At 57.4% G+C, this 19,650-nt stretch carries 10 protein-coding genes; 8 read left to right on the forward strand and 2 right to left on the reverse strand.

Annotated elements, in window-relative coordinates; all coding sequences use genetic code 11:
* The first annotated feature begins 66 nt into the window (after positions 1-66).
* The 6 genes from AC5S16_RS04065 (at position 67) to pdxA (ending at position 10,897) form a co-directional block, all read left to right on the forward strand.
* Positions 67-1,170: a LacI family DNA-binding transcriptional regulator gene (locus tag AC5S16_RS04065; RefSeq protein WP_493928748.1), complete on the forward strand. Its 1,104-nt coding sequence runs from the start codon at positions 67-69 to the stop codon at positions 1,168-1,170.
* Positions 1,171-1,378: 208 nt separating this feature from the next.
* Complete coding sequence (locus AC5S16_RS04070) at positions 1,379-4,756, forward strand: TonB-dependent receptor (RefSeq protein WP_493928749.1); 3,378 nt, start codon at positions 1,379-1,381, stop codon at positions 4,754-4,756.
* A 66-nt stretch (positions 4,757-4,822) separates the two neighbouring features.
* Entirely contained in the window at positions 4,823-7,564 is a 2,742-nt protein-coding gene (locus AC5S16_RS04075; protein WP_493928750.1) for a hypothetical protein, read from the forward strand.
* 66 nt (positions 7,565-7,630) lie between these two features.
* Positions 7,631-8,641 (forward strand): 2-keto-3-deoxygluconate permease, encoded by a 1,011-nt coding sequence (locus tag AC5S16_RS04080; RefSeq protein WP_493928751.1) that lies wholly within the window; start codon positions 7,631-7,633, stop codon positions 8,639-8,641.
* Positions 8,616-9,902, forward strand: coding sequence for a four-carbon acid sugar kinase family protein (locus AC5S16_RS04085; protein ID WP_493928752.1), 1,287 nt, complete (start codon positions 8,616-8,618; stop codon positions 9,900-9,902). Before AC5S16_RS04080 ends, AC5S16_RS04085 begins: the two co-directional genes overlap by 26 nt.
* A complete protein-coding gene (gene pdxA / locus AC5S16_RS04090; RefSeq protein WP_493928753.1) occupies positions 9,899-10,897 on the forward strand; it encodes a 4-hydroxythreonine-4-phosphate dehydrogenase PdxA in 999 nt (332 codons plus the stop codon). The genes AC5S16_RS04085 and pdxA overlap by 4 nt, the downstream gene beginning before the upstream one ends.
* A gap of 306 nt (positions 10,898-11,203) precedes the next feature.
* Here pdxA and AC5S16_RS04095 read toward each other — a convergent pair whose 3' ends face one another.
* On the reverse strand, positions 11,204-12,793 hold the full coding sequence (locus AC5S16_RS04095; protein ID WP_493928754.1) for a hydantoinase B/oxoprolinase family protein: 1,590 nt from the start codon (positions 12,791-12,793) through the stop codon (positions 11,204-11,206).
* Positions 12,790-14,766 carry a hydantoinase/oxoprolinase family protein gene (locus AC5S16_RS04100; protein WP_493928755.1) on the reverse strand — a complete coding sequence of 659 codons (1,977 nt, stop codon included), beginning with the start codon at positions 14,764-14,766 and terminating at the stop codon, positions 12,790-12,792. Before AC5S16_RS04100 ends, AC5S16_RS04095 begins: the two co-directional genes overlap by 4 nt.
* A gap of 82 nt (positions 14,767-14,848) precedes the next feature.
* Between AC5S16_RS04100 and AC5S16_RS04105 the strand changes: the two genes are divergently transcribed.
* Both AC5S16_RS04105 and AC5S16_RS04110 read left to right on the forward strand, forming a co-directional pair.
* Positions 14,849-16,066, forward strand: a complete 1,218-nt coding sequence (locus AC5S16_RS04105; RefSeq protein ID WP_493928756.1) for an MFS transporter — start codon at positions 14,849-14,851, stop codon at positions 16,064-16,066.
* 432 nt (positions 16,067-16,498) lie between these two features.
* Positions 16,499-19,516: a glycosyl hydrolase family 28-related protein gene (locus tag AC5S16_RS04110; protein WP_493928757.1), complete on the forward strand. Its 3,018-nt coding sequence runs from the start codon at positions 16,499-16,501 to the stop codon at positions 19,514-19,516.
* The last annotated feature ends 134 nt before the right edge of the window (positions 19,517-19,650 follow it).

Here is a 19,650-nt window from a genome sequence, read left to right on the forward strand (position 1 = left end):
TTGTATTCTCAGTCGGGCTAATATTATCTCTGTATTGAGTCGAGCCTCTCGTCGCTACATTGCCGCATGAAATCTTTTCGAACTGGTCGCAAACACAATCCTAAGCCCTCTCGGACGCCTGCAGCACGAAAACCTGTCACCGCATTTGACGTCGCGCGTGCAGCCGGAGTCTCGCAGTCTGCAGTCTCCCGGGCGTTCAGCCCGGGCACCAGTATCTCCAAACGCACCCTCTCTAAAGTCGAGAAGGCAGCTCGTGAACTCGGCTATCGTCCGAACGCCATCGCTCGCATGCTTTCAACCAGCCGCTCACAGTTAGTCGGCGTCGTCATTCCTCCGCTCGACAACCCCTTCTACCCAGCGCTGCTGGAGACTCTTTCCGCGGCGTTCGGCCGAATCGGCTATCGTTTGCTGCTGTTCACCTCGCAGGCGCAACAGTCCTTCGATCCTCTGCTGAGCGAAGTCCTTTCCTCGCGCGTCGATGCCCTCGTTATGGTCGCCGCTGCCATCTCCTCCAGCTTTGCTGACGAGTGCAAGCGAAGTGGCCTTCCCGTCGTACTGCTCAATCGCAAAACCGACAGCCACAGCGTCTCTAGCGTTGTCGGGGCCAGCCGAGTCGGCGCCGAAACCATCGCCAAGTTTCTCCACGCCGGCGGACACCGCCGCTACGCCTTCGTCGCCGGATCCGAGTCTTCGACCAGCCGCGATCGTGAAGCCGCCTTCACAAAGTACCTCAGCAAACACAACCTGAAGCTGCATGCCCGTGTCGATGGCAACTACTCCTTCGAGCAGACCAGGATCGTTATGCATGAGCTGCTCTCGATGAAACAGCGTCCTGATGCCATCTTCTGCGTTAACGACTACACTGCGATCTCCGCCATCAACGTGGCCAAGGTGGAGTTCGGCCTGGAGCTCGGCCGCGAGCTTTCTGTCGTGGGCGTCGACGACTCTGGGATCGCTGGCTGGCCCATCTTCGACCTCACCACCTACGGCCAGCCCATCGCCGTCATGGCCGAGCACGTCGTCGAAACCATCCGCATGCAGTTGGACGGCAATAGCGAACCCACAGAGGTGGTCGTTCCCGGCGAGCTCGTCGTGCGCGGCTCGGCGCGTGTGCCTAAATGGGGTGTTTCGGGACCACCCGAGCGACGCATCTGGACACCAAATAAGTAACTAAAAAAATCTTGCCAAACTTGCATACGCATGCGTAGACTTCCGGTTGCGTTGCATGCGTATGCAAAAAACGTAGGTAACGCGAATACTGTGAGGCCCCAACTCTCGACTTCGAATTTAGCTGCGGAATCTAAGGAGACACTTTCATTCCACCGCCTTTGCTTCGAAGCCTCGAGCGGCCTGCGCCACGATGCGCTGGAGAAAATCTATGTTTTTCGAACATCTAAGACTCTCCTCCTGTTCCGTAATTTCTGCGTCCCGAGCCAACTTCTTCCTTCCTCGAGTGCATCTCCGCCTGCGCAATTGGCGGACTCTTGTACTCCTGCTCGCCCTCATCGCTACCACCGTGACTTCTCTTTGGGCCCAAAGTTTTGGCTCCATCTCTGGTACGGTTAGCGACTCTGCTGGAGCCAGTGTCTCCGGTGCCATCATAACTGCCACCCAGACCAAGACAGGCCGTAAAACCATTGTCAACACAAATGACACCGGAGCCTATGTCTTTCCTGCCATGGTGCCGGAGCAATACACTATCTCCGCTACCGCGCCTGGATTCCAGCAGTACGTGCAGACCGGCGTTACTCTGCAGGCTAATCAGGCCGCAACCGTTAACATCACGCTCCAACTTGGCGCTATCACAGAGACTGTCAATGTCGAGGGAAACGCCGTGCAGGTTGATACCACCACAGGCACGCTTTCACAGGTGATCGATCAGAAACGAGTCAATGAGCTTCCGTTGAACGGCCGTAACGCCGCCGCTCTCACTACATTGGTCGCAGGTGCAGTCGCCGCGCCCAGCGACGGCACTGACAAGGGAAACACCAAGACCTTTCCCGCGGCCGTTCCTATCTCCGTCAACGGCTCGCGCTCCGACCAGACCAACTATCTTCTCGACGGCGGCAACAACACTGACGAGTACACCATGGCGAACGGACCATTCCCTTTCCCCGACGCCCTGCAAGAATTCAGCGTTCAGACCAGCAATTACAACGCCGAGTTCGGACAGAGTGCCGGAGCTGTCGTCAATATTGTCACCAAGTCCGGTGGCCAAGGCTATCACGGCAATGCGTTTGAGTATCTTCGCAATGGCGTCTTCAACGCTCGCAACTACTTCGCCACCAGCGTCGATCCACTCAAGCGTCATCAGTTCGGCGGTACCGTCGGCGGCCCCATTAAAATCCCCTACCTCATCAAGGGTGACCATACCTTCTTCTTCTTCGGCTACCAGCGAACCAATCTGAAAGATCAGGTTGGCGGCTCCAGCGCTTTCGTTCCCACACCGGCCAATCTCAACGGCGATTTCTCCGCGCTGTTGAATGCTACCAACCCCGCCAATCCTCAAGGCAAGGTTATCCAGATACTCGACCCGCTCACTAATACGCCATTTCCCAACAACCAGATCCCTGTCAGCCGGCTGGATCCCGCAGCGCTGAACTTCGCCAAAGACCTCCCGCAGGGCGGACCCAACGGCCTGGTCTTCTATGCCGTTCCTCTAGTTGAGTTTTTCAACGAGTATGTTTCGCGCGTTGATCACGATATCACCCCGCACGATCATCTCTTCGGTCACTACTACTACAACTACTTCCAGATCAATGGCACATTCGATCCGACCAATCTCCTCACCTATAAGGACGCCGCCAACATCCGCTATCAGAGCGCTCTACTATCAGAGAGCCACACCTTCACTCCCAACCTGCTCAACAACCTCATCGTCAACTACACCCGGGATATCGCCGCGCGCCAGCCGGAGAGCAATGCCAAGAGCATTGCCGACTATGGTGTCAACATCTGGCAACCTAACGAAAAGGCCATCCAGCAGGTCTCTGTCTCCGGCTTCTTTTCGATGGGCGACGCTCCTACAGCTGTCTTTGAGCGCAACAACTATACTCTCGCCGACGACCTGCACTACGTCCACGGCAACCACAACATTGCCTTGGGCGTGCATCTCGAGCTGACGAAGAACGACATCAACAATCTCTATCAACAGCCCGGGCTCTTCTCCTTCAATGCGACCAACACCAACTATGCTGCAGCCAGCTTCGTCCTCGGCTACTTAAGTTCCTTCACTCAGGGCAATGGCCAGTACTTCGGCAACCGGGCTACCTTCGTTGGTTACTACGCGCAGGACAGCTGGAAGATCAACCATCGCTTTACCCTCAATCTCGGTGTTCGCTACGAGCCGTTCTATCCGTACAACGAGGTCTTCGGCCGCCTCGAGCAGTTCAATCCCGACAATTACCACTCTGGAGTTCGATCCACCATCTATCCCAATGCTCCTGCGGGTCTGATCTTCTCCGGCGACAAGGGCATGCCTAAGGACGGCGTCAATCCCGTTTACACCAATGTCATGCCGCGCATAGGTTTCAATTTCGATTTCTTTGGAGATGGCAAGACTATCCTGCGCGGCGGTGGCGGCATCTTCTACGACACTCGCCAGCCCGGTATCCAGAACACGCCAGCCTCCGACGTCACGCCGTTCAGCATCGCTCTCACGCTCACTCAGCCTAACGGTCCGTTCAGTAACCCCTACCTCGGCGTCACCAATCCCTTTCCGGCTCCCAGCCCACCTCCGTCGAACACCACTTTCCCTCTTCCGGTCACGGTATTCACCTTTAACCCTGACTTTCCGATTCCCGTCACCTATGGCTGGAACTTGACCGTCGAGCAGCAAATTACCCATGGCTTGGTCTCGCGCATCGGCTACGTCGGGTCTACCTCCAGTCACCTCTTCACCAGCGTGGAGCTCAACCCTGCTGTTTACAATGGCACTAACACGAGTGCTGACACCCGGCGCCTCTACCAAAACTTTTCAAACATCGTCGAGACCAACATGGGCGGCAACTCCAGCTATCACTCCCTGCAGGCGACACTCCAGCAGCAGCTCTCGCACGGCATCTCGTTTCTGTTCAACTACACCTTCTCGAAGGGGCTCGACAGCCTGCCGTATCTGACCAACAACTCCTTTGCTCAACCTGGTCAGTCCTATGTGCTGCCGGTCTACATGTCGAACTATAAGAGGCTCGACTACGGACTGTCGGACTTTGACCGTCGCCATAACGTGATCTTCTCCTATGTCTGGACGCTCCCATCCTGGCGCTCCGCTCCACGTGGTATCGGGCTCATCACCAACGGCTGGAACACAACCGGGATCGTCCAGCTCAGCAGTGGTCAACCGCTCACGATGACGTCCTCGGCCGACATCTCCGGCACTGGTCTACTCAAGGATCGCGCCGTTTTCCTATCGGGCACCCACAACCCGCGCGGTCCTGGTGCTTGCAGTGCCAGTTCCGGTTCCTGCGTCAACTGGATCAACCCGGCAGCCTTCACTACGCCAGCTAAAGGAACCTTCGGTAATGTGCAGAAGGGCTTCCTCCCAGGTCCGGGATACGCTGACTGGGATACTGGTCTCCAGAAGTACTTTGACATTACCGAGCGGTATCGCTTTCAGTTCCGCGCAGAGTACTTCAACGTCCTCAACCACACCAATCTGCTCGCTCCCGTTACGGGTGTCTCATCTGCGGGATTTGGAAGCATTAAGAGTGCGTCCGATCCGCGAATTGCGCAGTTTGCGCTTAAATTTCTTTTTTAGAGAGAACTTTTGGCAGGACGGGAGTAAGAACTCCCGTCCTACGAAGGGAATGAGGATACGGAACATATGAGCATCGACCACGGCACCTGGAGCAGGCGCACCTTCATTAAAACTGCCGGACTACTCACCACCTTGGGCATTACCGACTCGCTTGAGCTTCTCGCTGTCGAGATGAAGTCTGTCACTATCGTCCTTGACCCCAAGGACACCATTGCCTCGTCGGAGCCATGCAAATGGGCTGCCATCGAGCTCGAACGCGCGATCTCCGAGCAGCATATCCGCGTTGGCCGCGCTGACACCATCGCTTCTGCGCCGGCAGGCGATCTCTGCGTGCTTATCGCTTCGGCGGCATCACCCGCCGCCATATCGATACTGCAGTCCACCAGTGTCAATCCACCCGCTGGGCCTGAGGCTCTGGCCGTCGTCTCTGGAGCCAAACTGTCTAGCCATCCGGTCGTCCTGGCCACCGGAACCGATATGCGCGGCGTCGTGTATGCCGTGCTCGAAGTCATGGACCGCATTCGCTGCAGCGACTCTGTCGCCGCGGCACTCACCGCCGCGGACACGATCGTCGAAGCTCCCGCCAACAAGCTGCGTTCGATCAATCGCTGTTTCCAGTCCGACATGGAAGATTCCCCATGGTTTGAGGATAAGGAGATGTGGTCATCCTACCTCACCATGCTAGCCACGCATCGTTTCAACATGTTCAACCTCTCGATGGGGCTCACCTACGACTATCCTCAAAAGGTCTTCGACTCTTACACCTACTTCACCTATCCATTCTTTGTGAAGGTCGCAGGCTACGAACAGGTGCGCGCCGACAAGCTCTCAGACGAGCAGCGTGAAAAGAACCTAGAAACCCTCCGCTTTGTCAGTGCGCAGTGCGCTCAGCGCGGCATGGACTTCACCCTCGGCCTTTGGAATCACGCCTACGTCATGCCCTCCGGCTCCAATCCTACCTATCCCATTCTCGGCCTTACTCCTGAGACCCACGCACCCTACTGCCGCGATGCTCTCCACGCTCTTCTCGAATCCTGTCCCGGTATTACTGGCATCACGATGCGCGTTCACGGCGAGAGCGGCATACCCGAAGGCCAGTTCGACTTCTGGGAGGTCGTCTTCCAGGGCATCGCCAAACTTGACCGCAAGATCAACGTCAATCTCCACGCCAAGGGAACCAGTCAGCGCATCATCGACATCGCGCAAGCCACTAAGATGCCCGTCAGCCTCACGCCCAAGTATTGGGCCGAACATCTCGGTTTACCTTATCAGCCCTCCTCCATCCGAGAGACCGAGAAGCCCCCTCGCGGGCCAAACCAGAACGGCGCTCTCTTCGAGCTCAGCAACGGTACCCGCCGATTCATGCGCTACAGCTATGGCGACCTCTTCAAGAAGGACCGTACCTATGACGTCTACTTCCGCATCTGGCCTGGCACCCAACGTGTTCTGCTCTGGGGCGATCCCAAATTCGCCGCGGGCGACGGTCGTGGCTTCTCAATGTGTGGCAGCCTAGGCGTCGATCTCTTCGAGCCGCTCTCCTTTAAAGGACGCGCCAGCTCCGGCATCTCCAGTACTCCTGGAGGGCGCTGCTCCTACAAGGATCAGTCCCTCGCACCCAAGTACGACTGGGACAAGTTCGCATACAGCTACCGGGTCTGGGGACGTTACATCTACAATCCCGATGCCGACCCCAAAGCCTGCAATCGCTACTGGGACAAGCAACTCAAAGCTGACGGTGTTCGCATGGCCGAAGCTGTTGCCCTTGGCTCCCGCATCCTGCGCATCGTCACCACATCACAGGACCCCTCCGCCGCTAATTGGACCTACTGGCCGGAAATCTACACCAATATGACTATCGTCGATGAGTCTCTCAATAAGCTCTATCGCGATACACCCACGCCTCGCGTCTATGGCACAGTCAGCCCCCTCGATCCCCAAATGTTCGTCGCCATCAACAGTGCTGTCGACGAAATACTCGACGGTAAGAGCAACCCTCGCTACAGTCCCATGGAGGTTGCCCGGTGGCTCGATGACTACAGTTCCACCATCAACCGTGATGTCACCCAACTCTCCAGGAGCAGCAACTCTTCCTCGCCCGTCGTCCGCCGCGCCCTGCTCGACATCCAGATACTCAGCGGTCTTGGCCATTTCTACGCCCAGAAGATTCGTAGCGCTTGCTTCTACCGCGTCTATCAGCGCACTGGAGACGACGCCGTCAAGCAGCAAGCGGTCGCCTCCTACCGCAAATCTCTTGAGACTTGGACTGCCCTCGCCACCCTGGCCAAAGGCAAGTATATGGATGACATCACCTACGGCCAGATCCCCAACATGCGCGGCTGTTGGTCTGATCGTTGCGCAGCGATCGCCGCTGACATCGACGCTATGGAGAAAGCCCCGGCGCCTACGCCCGATACTCGAGTCAACGATCTAGCGAAGCAGACCGTCCTTCGCCAGATTGTCTCTGCCACACCGCGGCCTTCCATCGCCTGCGATCACCGACCCCAGGATGCCTTTCATCCCGGTTCCTCGATGACCGTCCGGATCAAGGTTCCCTTATCCGTCACTGCTGTCCGGCTCGTCTACCGTCATGTCAACCAGGCCGAGTATTACGAGACCGTCGGCATGGAACTCTCCGGCGACGTCTACACTGCCGTCATTCCGGCTGATTACACCAACTCGCCTTACGCGCTGCAGTACTACTTCGAGATCCAGCAGAGTCCCACTTACGCCACTATGTTTCCGGGGCTCGGCTCCGATCTCACCCAACGGCCCTACTTCCTCGTCGAACAGGAGGTCACTCACGCCTGAGGCCATTCCAGACATCTGCAGCCTTCTGTCCATTTACCATCTACCGGAGAATTAGAGAACCACGGGATGCAGTTAAAAAAAGCCATCGAGCATATACCGGGCGGCATGATGATCGTCCCCTTGCTATGCGGAGCCGCACTCACCACTTTCGCTCCGCATGCAGCCCCTTTCTTCGGATCATTTACCAGTGCCCTTTGTAACGGTGCTCTCCCCATCCTCGCCGTCTTTTACGTCTGCATGGGAGCGCGCATCTCGGTGTCCGGACTACCCCAACTGCTCAAAAAAGGCGGCGCTCTTCTCGGCACCAAGATCAGCCTTGGCTTTCTTGCCAGCATCGTGCTCGGTCACCTTATAGGTATCGAGCCCATCCACTCTGGCATTCTCGCCGGACTCTCCACCCTCGCCGTCGTCGCTGCCATCAACGACACCAACGGGGGACTATACATGGCCCTGATGGAGCAGTACGGCCACCCCGAAGAGTCTGCTGCCTACTCCGTCATGTCGCTTGAGTCCGGACCCTTCCTCACTATGGTCTCTCTCGGAGTCGCCGGCCTTTCCGGCTTTCCTTGGCAGACGCTCGTCGGCGCGATCCTTCCGCTCGCCGTCGGCATGCTGCTCGGCAATCTCGATCGCGAGATGCGCGACTTCCTCACTCGCGCTGTCCCCGTTATCATCCCCTTCTTTGCCTTCGCACTCGGTTGTACCCTCGATCTTCACCAGGTTCTCCGTGCCGGTCTTCTTGGAATCGTGCTCGGTCTCATCCTCGTTGCCGTCAGCGCGGTCGCACTCATCACCGTCGACCGTCTCGTCGGGGGCGATGGCACCGCCGGAATCGCCGCCGCCAGCACTGCTGGCAACGCCGCCGCTGTCCCTACACTGGTGGCCACCGCCAACCCCGGCTACGCTCCTGCGGTCGCAACCGCGACCATCCTTGTCGCTGCGTGCGTCATCGTCAGCAGTCTTCTGGTCCCTCCACTCACCGTGCTATGGAAGTCGCTCGTCCGAAGAAATTCAGAAGGAAAATCCTATTCCAATCCGGGGGCAGAGATCGATGCGGAAACTTCTCATTCTCGCTGACGACCTTTCAGGTGCTGCCGACTGTGCCAACGCATGCACCAGTTCCGGCCTCAACGCCGTCGTCAGCTTTGAGTATCTCGATGAAAACTTCCAGGCCGAGGTCCTCTCCATCGACTGCGACACCCGGCATCTCTCATCCACCGAGGCCGCCATCCGCGTCACCCATATCATGCGGAGCCCTCTGCTACGCAAGCCTGACCAGCTCGTCTTCAAGAAAGTCGACTCCACTCTCCGTGGTAACGTTGGTTCCGAGCTGCGTGCCACCATCAATGAGCGCCGTGCAGCCTCTGCCAACCGCATTGTCGCCATCATGGCGCCCGCCTTCCCCGCAGGTGGACGCACCACTATCGACGGTTACCAACTGCTCCACGGCGTCCCCCTCCACAAAACCGAGATCTGGCACCACAATGGACTCTCCGGCGGCGCTCATCTTCCCACCATGCTCCGCAAGGCTGGTCTTTCCACCGCATTGCTCCCGCTCAGCCGCGTGCGTGGCAACTTTGCCTCGCTTCGCTCCAACTTGCTCCAACTCGCCACCGAGGTCGACGTTATCATCTCCGACGTCGAGAGCGACAACGACCTCAGAGCCATCGCACACGCCTCGTTCGTCCTTGGTCGCGAGACTATCTGGGCAGGATCTGCCGGTCTTGCTTACCAGTTCCCCCATGCCGCCGGACTCTCCGCGACCCGCCTGCGCATCGAACAACCGGAGTTCTCTTTTGGCCCTATTCTCTTTGTTGTCGGGAGCATGTCCAGCGTCTCCCACCGCCAGGCGCGCGCGCTCGAAAACGCCACCACTATCACGCCTATCCACATCCTCCCCAGCGTTTTGCTCGAAGGCCCCTCTCAGCCCACATGGAACATCATTACTGACCGCATCCATGCCTCGCTCCAGTCCGGCAGCGATACCCTCGTTGTCCTCGATGCCAACGAGTGGGTTGATCTCCAGGAGCGCCGCAGGCTCACAGATGCGCTTGGACTTATGCTCGCTCCATATGCTTCCCTCGTCGGCGGTCTCGTCGCCACCGGTGGAGAGACCGCCCGCGCCATCCTCGATGGCTGGGATATCGCCTCGCTCTTCATGCTCGGAGAGCTAGAACGCGGCTTGCCTTTTTCCTTCGCTCGCATTGATGGCCGCTCTCTGCCCCTGCTCACCAAGGCCGGAGCCTTTGGCAACGAGGAGACACTGGTATCATGCTGGCGTTTCTTCGCCAACCTGCTGCGAGAGCAGGACTATGCCACCGAAAGGAAGCTTCTATGACTCCTGTCATTGCCATCACCATGGGCGACGCCGCTGGCATTGGACCAGAAGTTATCGTCAAGGCTCTTGCCCACTTAGAAATTTACGATGAATGCCGCCCGGTCATCATCGGTGATGCCGATCGCCTCCGCCAAGCTCAGGCCATCACCGCGTCCCCCGTTCAAATTCGCCCTATCGGCCCTGAAGCTGTCATTCACGCCGGCTGTCTGCCGGGCACTCTCGACTGCATTGATCTCGCTCTCATCCCCCAGGACCTGCCTTGGGGTAAGATCTCTCCCCTCGCCGGCGATGCCGCCTTTCGCTATGTTGAGTTGGCCACCCAACTTGCCATGCAGGGGAGGATTCAGGCTATTTGCACCGCTCCTCTTAATAAGGAGGCTCTCCACGCCGGAGGACACTACTTCCCTGGCCACACGGAGGTTCTCGCCACGCTCACTAACGCCGGTGAGGTCTCGATGATGCTCTCCACCCCTCGTCTGCGCGTCGTTCATGTCACCACCCATGTCGGTCTGCTCGACGCCATAGAGAAGATTGAGCCTGGGCTGGTCGAGCGCACCATTGCACGCGCCCACACAGCACTCGTCCGCAGCGGCATCGCCAATCCTCGCATAGGGGTCTGCGGTATCAATCCTCACGCCGGTGAAAATGGCCTCTTCGGCCGCGGCGAGGAGACATCCAAGATTGCTCCCGCACTCGAAGCCTGCAAGCGGCGTGGATGGAACGTTGCCGGTCCTCTCCCCGCCGACACCCTTTTCTTCCTCGCCCAACGCGGAGACTTCGACGTCGTCATTGCCATGTATCACGACCAGGGCCATGGACCTATTAAAGTCCTTGGCCTCGAGCTCGGCGTCAACATCACTCTCGGCCTCCCCGTCATCCGTACCTCGGTCGATCACGGCACCGCTTTCGACATCGCCGGAACCGGCAAAGCTGACGAACGCAGCCTTCTCGAAGCGATTCATCAGGCCGCCCAGCTCGCCGAACGCACCTCCTGAAGCCACACTCATCCAGAGCTCAGGGGTCCCATCGCTGGAAGAATCAAGCTCTTCTTCTCTTTGGGGGTGTCCAGATGGGATATTTCTCTTTTATGACAGAGCATACTTGAGTCGTCTGCTCTCTTCCGCATCTTTCCGGAATTGAAACCAGGTCTCCCATCGTGTGAATTTCTGTCGCAGCAATATTGAGATCGCGGTATCTATCGATCACGCTTATGATAAGTGAGGATCAAAGAACGAGAAGAGCCGCGGTTCATCGCTATCGTGGAGCATGATCCCACAAAGCCATTGGACGCGTAACAGCTATCAGTCTTTGGAACGACCCCATCCGCCTCCACCAGGAGTCTCGATCAGCAGGATGTCTCCCGTGCAAAGATACTGACTGCACTTTCCAGGAAGCTCAATCTCCTCACCCGTCGCCGCCTTGAGAAGGCGTGTTGCGCCCGTCGCTCCGTCCTCTGCGCCCTGGAGTCCATAGGGCCGGAACCTCCTCCTCTCGGCCAGCAGTGTCACCTGCGCATCGGCCAGCAGTTCCACTTCGCGGATCAGGCCATCGCCTCCCTGGAACTGCCCTCGCCCGCCAGAACGCCATCGATATCCATAACGCCGCACTCGGAAGGGATACGCGTACTCGATGGCTTCAATCGGAGTGTTCAGTGAATTTGTCATATGGGTCTGCACTCCGGAGATACCGTCGATCCCCGGCCGCGCGCCCATACCGCCTGCCATCGTCTCGTAATAAGTGAACGGCTCGCCGCTGCGGGGATCCGTTCCTCCAATGGTGAGATTGCTCATCGTGCCCGCGCTGGCAGCAGGCACGCGCTCCGGAACCGCCCGCGCCAGTGCCCGGAGCAACACATCCACAATGCGCTGCGAAGTTTCGACATTACCTCCAGCCACCGCAGCAGGAGGAAGGGCATCGACTATGCTGCCTCGCGGTGTATCGAGCGCCAGTGGCCTCAGGATCCCCGCCGTCGCCGGAGCATCCCGGGCCATCAGACAGCGTAGGACATAGAAGCACGCCGACAGTGTGATCGCACGGACGGCATTCACGCTACCGGCAACCTGCGGCGATGACCCGGAGAAGTCTACATGCACAGAGGCGGCGTCGGGATTGAACCGCAGTGCCGCACAGATTTTTCGAGGCTCGCCGGTGACTCCATCGTCATCCATCCAGTCCTCCGCCCGGAACTCGCCGGCAGGCATGCTGCGCAATTCAGATCGAACCAGTCGTTCAGAGTAGTTAAGCAGCTCTTCAATGAGGGTCTGGAGCTTTTCTGCGCCATACTTCCCTGCCACTTGCCGAATGCGCTGCTCACCGACGCGGCACGCACCAATCTGCGACTGAAGGTCGCCCTCGCGCTCTTTCGGCGTTCGCACATTCAGAAGAATGAGATTCAGCATTTCACGGTCAAGTTCACCGCCTCGTACAATGCGTATCGGAGGAATCCGTATCCCCTCCTGGAATATCTCATCTGCTGGCCCCATTGATCCGGCAAACGTCCCGCCCACATCGGCATGGTGAGCGCGGTTTGATATGTAGAAAGCAGGCTCGCTGCCGCCCGGCAGAAAAACAGGAAGCACTGTCGTGATGTCTGGAAGGTGTGTCCCGCCTGCGTATGGATCATTGAGTATGGCAATATCGCCCGGAGCAAACTGAATCGCAGCGACTGCCGCCTCGACCGACATCGGCATGGAGCCAAGGTGCACCGGCATATGATCGCCCATGGCAATCACTCTTGCCCTGCCGTCGAAGATCGCGCAGGAATAGTCGCGCCGCTCCTTGATGTTGGGCGAGAGAGCAGTCCTGCGCAATGCAGCTCCCATCTCTTCGGCAATCGAATGGACTGCGCTTTGAAAGACCGCCAGTTCAACAGGATCAACCGATTGAGTCATGAGTTGAGCTCCGTCAATGTGATCACGATATTTCCAAACCGATCCACTTCCGCAACACAGCCGGGCGGTAACAAGGTCGCAGAAGTGTATTCAGTAATCATGGCCGGCCCTTCGATCACGGCACCCGCCATGAGTTCCCCCCGCGCATAGATGAGCGACGATACAAATTTTCCATCAAAGTAGATCTCTCGCTCTGCCTGGGAAACAGCACTGATATTTTCTTGAACCTTTTCATCGCATGGCGGCACATACGGCTCAGCGGCAGCAACCATACGCAGACGCAAATTCACAATCTCAATTGGTTTATCTCGATCGCAGAATCCATAACGCTGCTGATGTAATGCATGAAAGGCGTTGATAGCGCCTATCGGGTGTATTGCATCGTAGGGAACATTCAGCTCGTAACCTTGCCTGCGATACCGCATATCGACTGTGCGCTCTACAACACCCTCGAGATGTTCTTCAGTAAACTCAGAGATTGCCAGCCGCTCCAATTCGGCGAATCTGCCATCGATATGCTCTATCGCATCTCCGGGCAGCATCACTGTACGCGAATAATCCCGCACGACATCAGCCAGAAGAATACCTATTGCCGATAGAGCGCCAGGCATCGCGGGAACCATGACCTTCGGAATGCGAAGCACGCGGGCCAGAGAGCACGCATGCAACGGTCCGCCACCGCCAAATGCCACAAGGGTAAACTGACGCGGATCGTATCCGCGCTCCACGGAGACGACACGGATGGCTTTCTCCATCTGCGTCTCAACAACGCGCAGAATTCCCGACGCAAACTCCTCGATAGTTTGGAGTGGCCCTTTCTCAGCACGCATGATGTTTTTCGTCCGTTCGAGATCAAGCTGCACGACACCGTCAAGAAAACTCTCTGCATCGAGCCGCCCCAGCAGCAGGTTCGCGTCAGTTACGGTTGGCATCAAGCCGCGCCCGAAGCAGATCGGCCCCGGATCAGCGCCAGCCGACTCTGGGCCAACACGCAGCATCCCTCCTGCATCGAACCGTGCGATAGAGCCGCCGCCTGCACCGATTGTATGAATATCCAGCATGGGCACACTCACCGGCATTCCTGCCACAATGGACTCGGTGGTCCGAAGCATACCTCCCAGAAACACATCGGTTGATGTGCCCCCCATATCGAATCCGATAATGCGATTGAACCCCGCCATTTGTGCCATCTTCGTCGCACCGATTACACCTCCCGCAGGCCCGGAAAGGATTGTGCGCACAGGCTCTCTCGCCGCAATGCGGGCAGAAACGATGCCTCCTGACGACTGCATCACATCGACGCGGCTGCCCGAGTTCTGCGTGGTGACCTGCTCTTCCAACTGCAGCAGATACCGCTGCATCTTTGGAGACAGATAGGCATTGACGACCGTAGTCGAAGCACGCTCATATTCGCGGAACTCCGGAAGAATGCGATGCGAACACGAAACGGGAAGTCCAAGCTGACCCAGAGCTGCTTCGACACGCCGCTCATTCTCAGGATTCGAGAAGGAGAACAGGAGCGAGATCGCAACAGCCTCTGCTCCACTGACTGCCACAGCATCCACCAGATTCTCGAGCTCCTCGGCAGTTGGCGAGCGAAGAATGTTCCCCTCTGCGCTGACACGTTCCGGCACTCCAAAACGCAGCTCACGCGGAACGAGGCACACTGGCAACGGCGCAAACCAGTCGTACAGTCTGCTCCTCGTTTGGCGCCCAATCGCAATCGTGTCCTCGAATCCAGCAGTGGTCACAAACGCAACGCGGGCACCTCTGCGTTCGAGCATTGCATTGGTACCCACCGTAGTCCCATGCCGCACATTGAGCATCTTACCCCTGGCAATCTGCTCCAGCGCGCTGAGCACTGCCTGCGAGGGATCGAAGGGAGTCGATAAGAGTTTCAGCACACGAATTCTGCCGTCTGCGAGGTACACGCAATCCGTAAATGTGCCGCCTGTATCAATTGCTACTCGCAAATCTCCTCCACTCTCGTATGGTAGGTAGTACGCGGCCGTCATGATGCCGTTGTAACTGAACTCTAAATCAAGAGGAACTTCTTTGAACGGAATCTATGGCTGGCTGCTTGACGCCTCTCGTGATCAGAGGCGTAACCTGCTCGCGGCATCTTTAGGCTGGATGCTCGACAGCATGGATGTGATGCTGTACGCACTGGTGCTGGGCGAGGTACAGAAGGAGATGCATCTTTCCGCTGCCCTGAGCGGAGCCATGATGTCGGCTACGCTCCTCGCTGCGGCCATTGGAGGTATAGCTTTCGGGTGGTTTGCCGATTTCGCCGGGCGTGCCCGCGCACTCACCTGGAGTGTTCTCATCTATTCCATCTCTACTGGGCTGTGCGGCTTTACGCATACTCCCGTTCAGCTCATGATTTGCCGCGTGCTTCTGGGACTTGGAATGGGAGGAGAATGGGCATCGGGTGCCGCACTCGTCGCTGAGACATGGCCGGCTCAACATCGCGGCAAGGCTCTCGCCTTTGTGCAAAGCTCATGGGCCGTGGGCTATGCATTAGGAGCGGTTATCGTGGCGGTCATCATGCCCCGTTTCGGCTGGCGAGCCGTCTTCTTTGCCGGAGTGGTTCCGGCGCTCTTGACCTTCTGGTTTCGGCGCGGAGTACACGAGCCTGAAGCATGGAGAGAACAACGAACTGCTCAGCCACAAATGGGCCGGCTCTTCCGCAGCTCACTGGGGCGCAACCTCGCAATCTGCGCCACCATGAACGCGGCGACCCTTTTTGCGTGGTGGGGGCTCTTCACTTGGGTGCCCCGATTCCTCTCGATGCCCATAGCAGAGGGTGGCCGCGGGCTCGATATCGTCAAGACATCGACATGGACGATCGTGATGCAGATCGGGACCTTCTTGGGCTATGTGATCTTCGGATATCTGGCCGATATTTTCAGCCGGAAGTACACCTATATCGGATACCTGTTGTTGGCCACGATCCTGGTGCCGCTCTTTGCATTCGTGCGCAATCCGAATGTGCTGCTCATCATCGGCCCGCTAGTCGGCTTTTTCGGAACAGGATACTATAGCGGCTTCAGCATTATCACCAGCGAGCTCTTTCCTACCTCATTGCGTGGTTCTGCCATGGGCTTTGCATACAACCTTGGCCGTATTCTGAGCGCTGCTGCACCCTACATCATCGGCCGTGTGTCCGAGCATGCAGGACTGAACTACGCGCTTTGTATTACTTCAGCTTCGTTCCTGCTGGCAGCTCTGATTGCAACGCGGCTGCATCTTCCGGAAAGACAATCGGCATAAAGGAACACGTTACGGCATCGCCAATTCCCTGCGGATAGCCAAGATGACCATCGCGATCTTGTAGAGGCAGATGGCCTGTTAGTTTCAGAGTGAAATCGTTCTCGATACAGCAGGCGTCGCGAGCTTGCCCATAAAATTTTCGGCTCGATTGATAAGGCCATTGGCGGTCATTTCAAGATGCGGGCAGGCACGCGATTGAAAGTCGTGGGCGTTATCGAAAACAGAAAATACGAAACGCTGACAGAGTATCCCATGCCGGCAACGTTCTTTTCCTTTCTTCAGCAGCCCAACAGTAATACATGGATCATAGTTCAATCCAGGATTCACTACCCTGATTGCGCACACAGGTATCTAATGCCGAATTGGCAAGTGCTCCTGTAGGATATGCTGGACTCCGCCGTTTCGGTTACACGCTCTTTAGTGGGGAATCCGATGACAAAAACTCTGTTGGCTGCTTTTCAACTCTGTTTCTGCTCTATGGCCTTTGCCGCATCCGTCATTACCACACACCCTGACGATCCCAAGGCAATTTATGTCGACGCGCCCGATGCGAACACCGACAGTTCTCCGGCACTACAGGCCGCCATCGACAAGGCAGCAGGCACAGCGCGTGAAGGCATCGTCTTCGTCCCCGCAGGCCGCTACACAATCACGCGAACCATATATATCTGGCCCGGCGTGCGCCTCATCGGCTATGGAACCACGCGTCCCATCTTCGTCCTTCCGCCCAATACGCCTGGCTTCCAGAAGGGCATGGGTGTCATGGTCATGTTTACCGGCTCCGCGCCCAGCATATCCGTTCGCGGCACCATCGCCTTTCCACCGCCCGGTTCTGTTCCGCCGAACAACAACGTAGCCGATGCCAACTCCGGCACGTTTTATTCGGCGATGACCAACATCGATTTTGAAATCGGTGATGGCAATCCCGCCGCGGTGGCCGTACGTTTTCACGTGGCACAGCACGCCTTCCTCACCCACATGGACTTCCACATTGGCTCTGGTCTGGCCGCGCTCTACCAGGTAGGCAACGAAGCGGAAGATCTTCACTTCTACGGTGGCCGTTATGGCATTCTTACTGAGAAGACTTCGCCCGCCTGGCAATTCACCCTAATCGACTCCACCTTCGAAGATCAGCGTGAATCCGCCATTCGCGAGCACGAAGCCGGCCTCACACTGATCCGCAACACTTTTCGCAATGTGCCGAAGGCCATCGATCTCGACCCCGGTTATCCTGATCAACTCTGGGTCAAAGACTCTCGATTTGAGAACATCGCTGACCCCGTAGTCGTTGTCAGCCTGGAGCAAAACCCACTCACCGAGATTGGCTTCGAGAACGTGATTCTCAGCAACGCACCTGCTTTCGCCAGGCTGCGTGAAAGCGGCAAAACCATCGCCGGCAAAGGCGCACTCTATCAGATCAAAACTTTCAATTATGGCCTCATCGTTCCGGGCGAAGGCCGGATGGGCGAAATCGGTATGCGATATGAAGCCGCACCCCTCACGTCCCTGCCCGCTGCACCTCCGCCTGCCATCCGCGCTCTTCCGTCCAGCAGCGAATGGGTCAATGTGCACACTCTCGGGGTGAAAGGCGACGGCGCCACCGATAATACTTCAGCTATCCAGCAGGCCATCAACATGCACCGCGTGCTCTACTTCCCCAGTGGTCATTACGTAGTACGCGACACTCTCGCGCTTAAGCCTGACACTGTATTGATCGGCCTTCATCCTACGCTCACACAAATTGATCTGCTCGACGAAACTCCCGGCTATCAGGGCGTAGGCGAACCTAAGCCTGTGGTCCTCGCGCCATCAGGAGGAACAAACATTCTCAGCGGCATCGGCATATTTACCGGAGGGATCAATCCGCGTGCCGTAGCTGTGCTCTGGAAAGCCGGCGAGCAGTCACTCATCGATGACGTGCGTTTCCTCGGCGGTCACGGCAGTGGCACCAATCCCTATAACAACAATCACACCGCCGACCCCGATTTACGCAAGCGTTGGGACGGCCAATATCCCAGCCTCTGGATCACTGATGGTGGGGGCGGCACCTTCGCGGACATCTGGACCCCCAACACCTTCGCCCAGGCCGGCTTTCTTGTCTCAAACACGAAAACACCCGGCCACGTCTACGAGCTCTCCAACGAGCACCACCTCCGCAATGAGATCAAGTTTGACCACGTCGAGAACTGGGACATCAACGCCCCGCAGACGGAGGAAGAATCCGGTGAAAGTCCCGAGGCCCTCTCGCTCGAAATCAACTCCTCTCACAACCTCACTTTCGCCAACTACCATGCCTATCGCGTCACGCGTTCGCGTGCGCCGTTCCCCACCGCTGTCCGCATTTATAACTCATCAGATATTCACTTCCGCAACGTCCACGTGAATGCCGAGAGCGGCTACGCCGCCTGCGACAGCAATGGTTGCGGCACTTTCCTGCGGCTCAGTAAATTCCCTTACGAGAACGCTATCGAAGACGTCACGCATCATCTCGAAATACGTGAGCGTGAGTTTGCCGTCCTTGACATCCCGGGTAATCCATCGCAGCCCGTGCCGTCTGATGCATCCACAGTGCTTGCTCCCGGAGCAGTCGTGAAGAAATTAGAAGATGGTTTCTTTTCTATCTCAGGAGCAACAGTCGACGCAGCCGGCAAGCTCTACTTCGTTGATCATCACGACCAATGCATTTACTCCTGGTCGAAAAAAGAAGGCCTGGCTGTCGAGCGCGATAATCCACTCGATCCCGTCAACCTCGCCGTCGATGAGTCAGGCAATTTGCTGGTGCTCTCCTCTGCAGGCCCGGAAGGCACGGTCTACACCTTCCATCCCGGCAGTTCCGCTGAAGAACTCGCCCTTCTGACACCCAAACCCGCGCAGCCTCACGCTGACGCGTCCGTCATCCTTCCCGTCAACTGGTGGAATAACGGCGAGTTCAAAGACCAGCTCAATCTGGATACGATGCGGTTTACGACGCTGGCTGAGATGTTCGCAGCAGATGCGACCACGCCCAAAGCGCGCGAGTATGTCTCGGCGGATGGCAGCGTATTCCTGCCTGCAGGGCGCGTCTTTCAGCAAGGTCCCGCGACGGATACTTCCGGGTGGCGCTTCAGCGACAATCTCGATGCTTATGGTTTCCTTATCGCCAAGCCGGGCCAACATATCTATGTCAGCAGCGAGTCCGAGGACATCACCTACAGCGCAAAAGTAAATCCTGACGGCACGCTCTCAGACCTCAAGCCGTTCGTTCAGCGCGGCGGTGAAAGCGTGGTCGTCGACGGCCGCGGCAACGCCTATGTCGCCAACGGACAAATCTTTGTCTACTCGCCGGCGGGCAAACGAATCGCGCAGATCGACGTCCCCGAGCGTCCCTTGCAACTCATCATCGGCGGCGCAGATCGCAAAACCCTCTTCATCCTTGCGCACCACGCGCTCTTCTCGGCACGGCTGCGCTGATTCTTTCGCGTAAACATCAACGGGGTACTCGTCGAAAGGCATCTAGTTTTTAGCTGGACGCATTCGGCCGCGCCCCGTTTTCAATTTGACATCAGTATATCGATGTAACTATAAGTCTCTGCGAGTATCCGGGC

Source organism: Acidobacterium sp. FHG110202_01 (assembly GCF_059115305.1).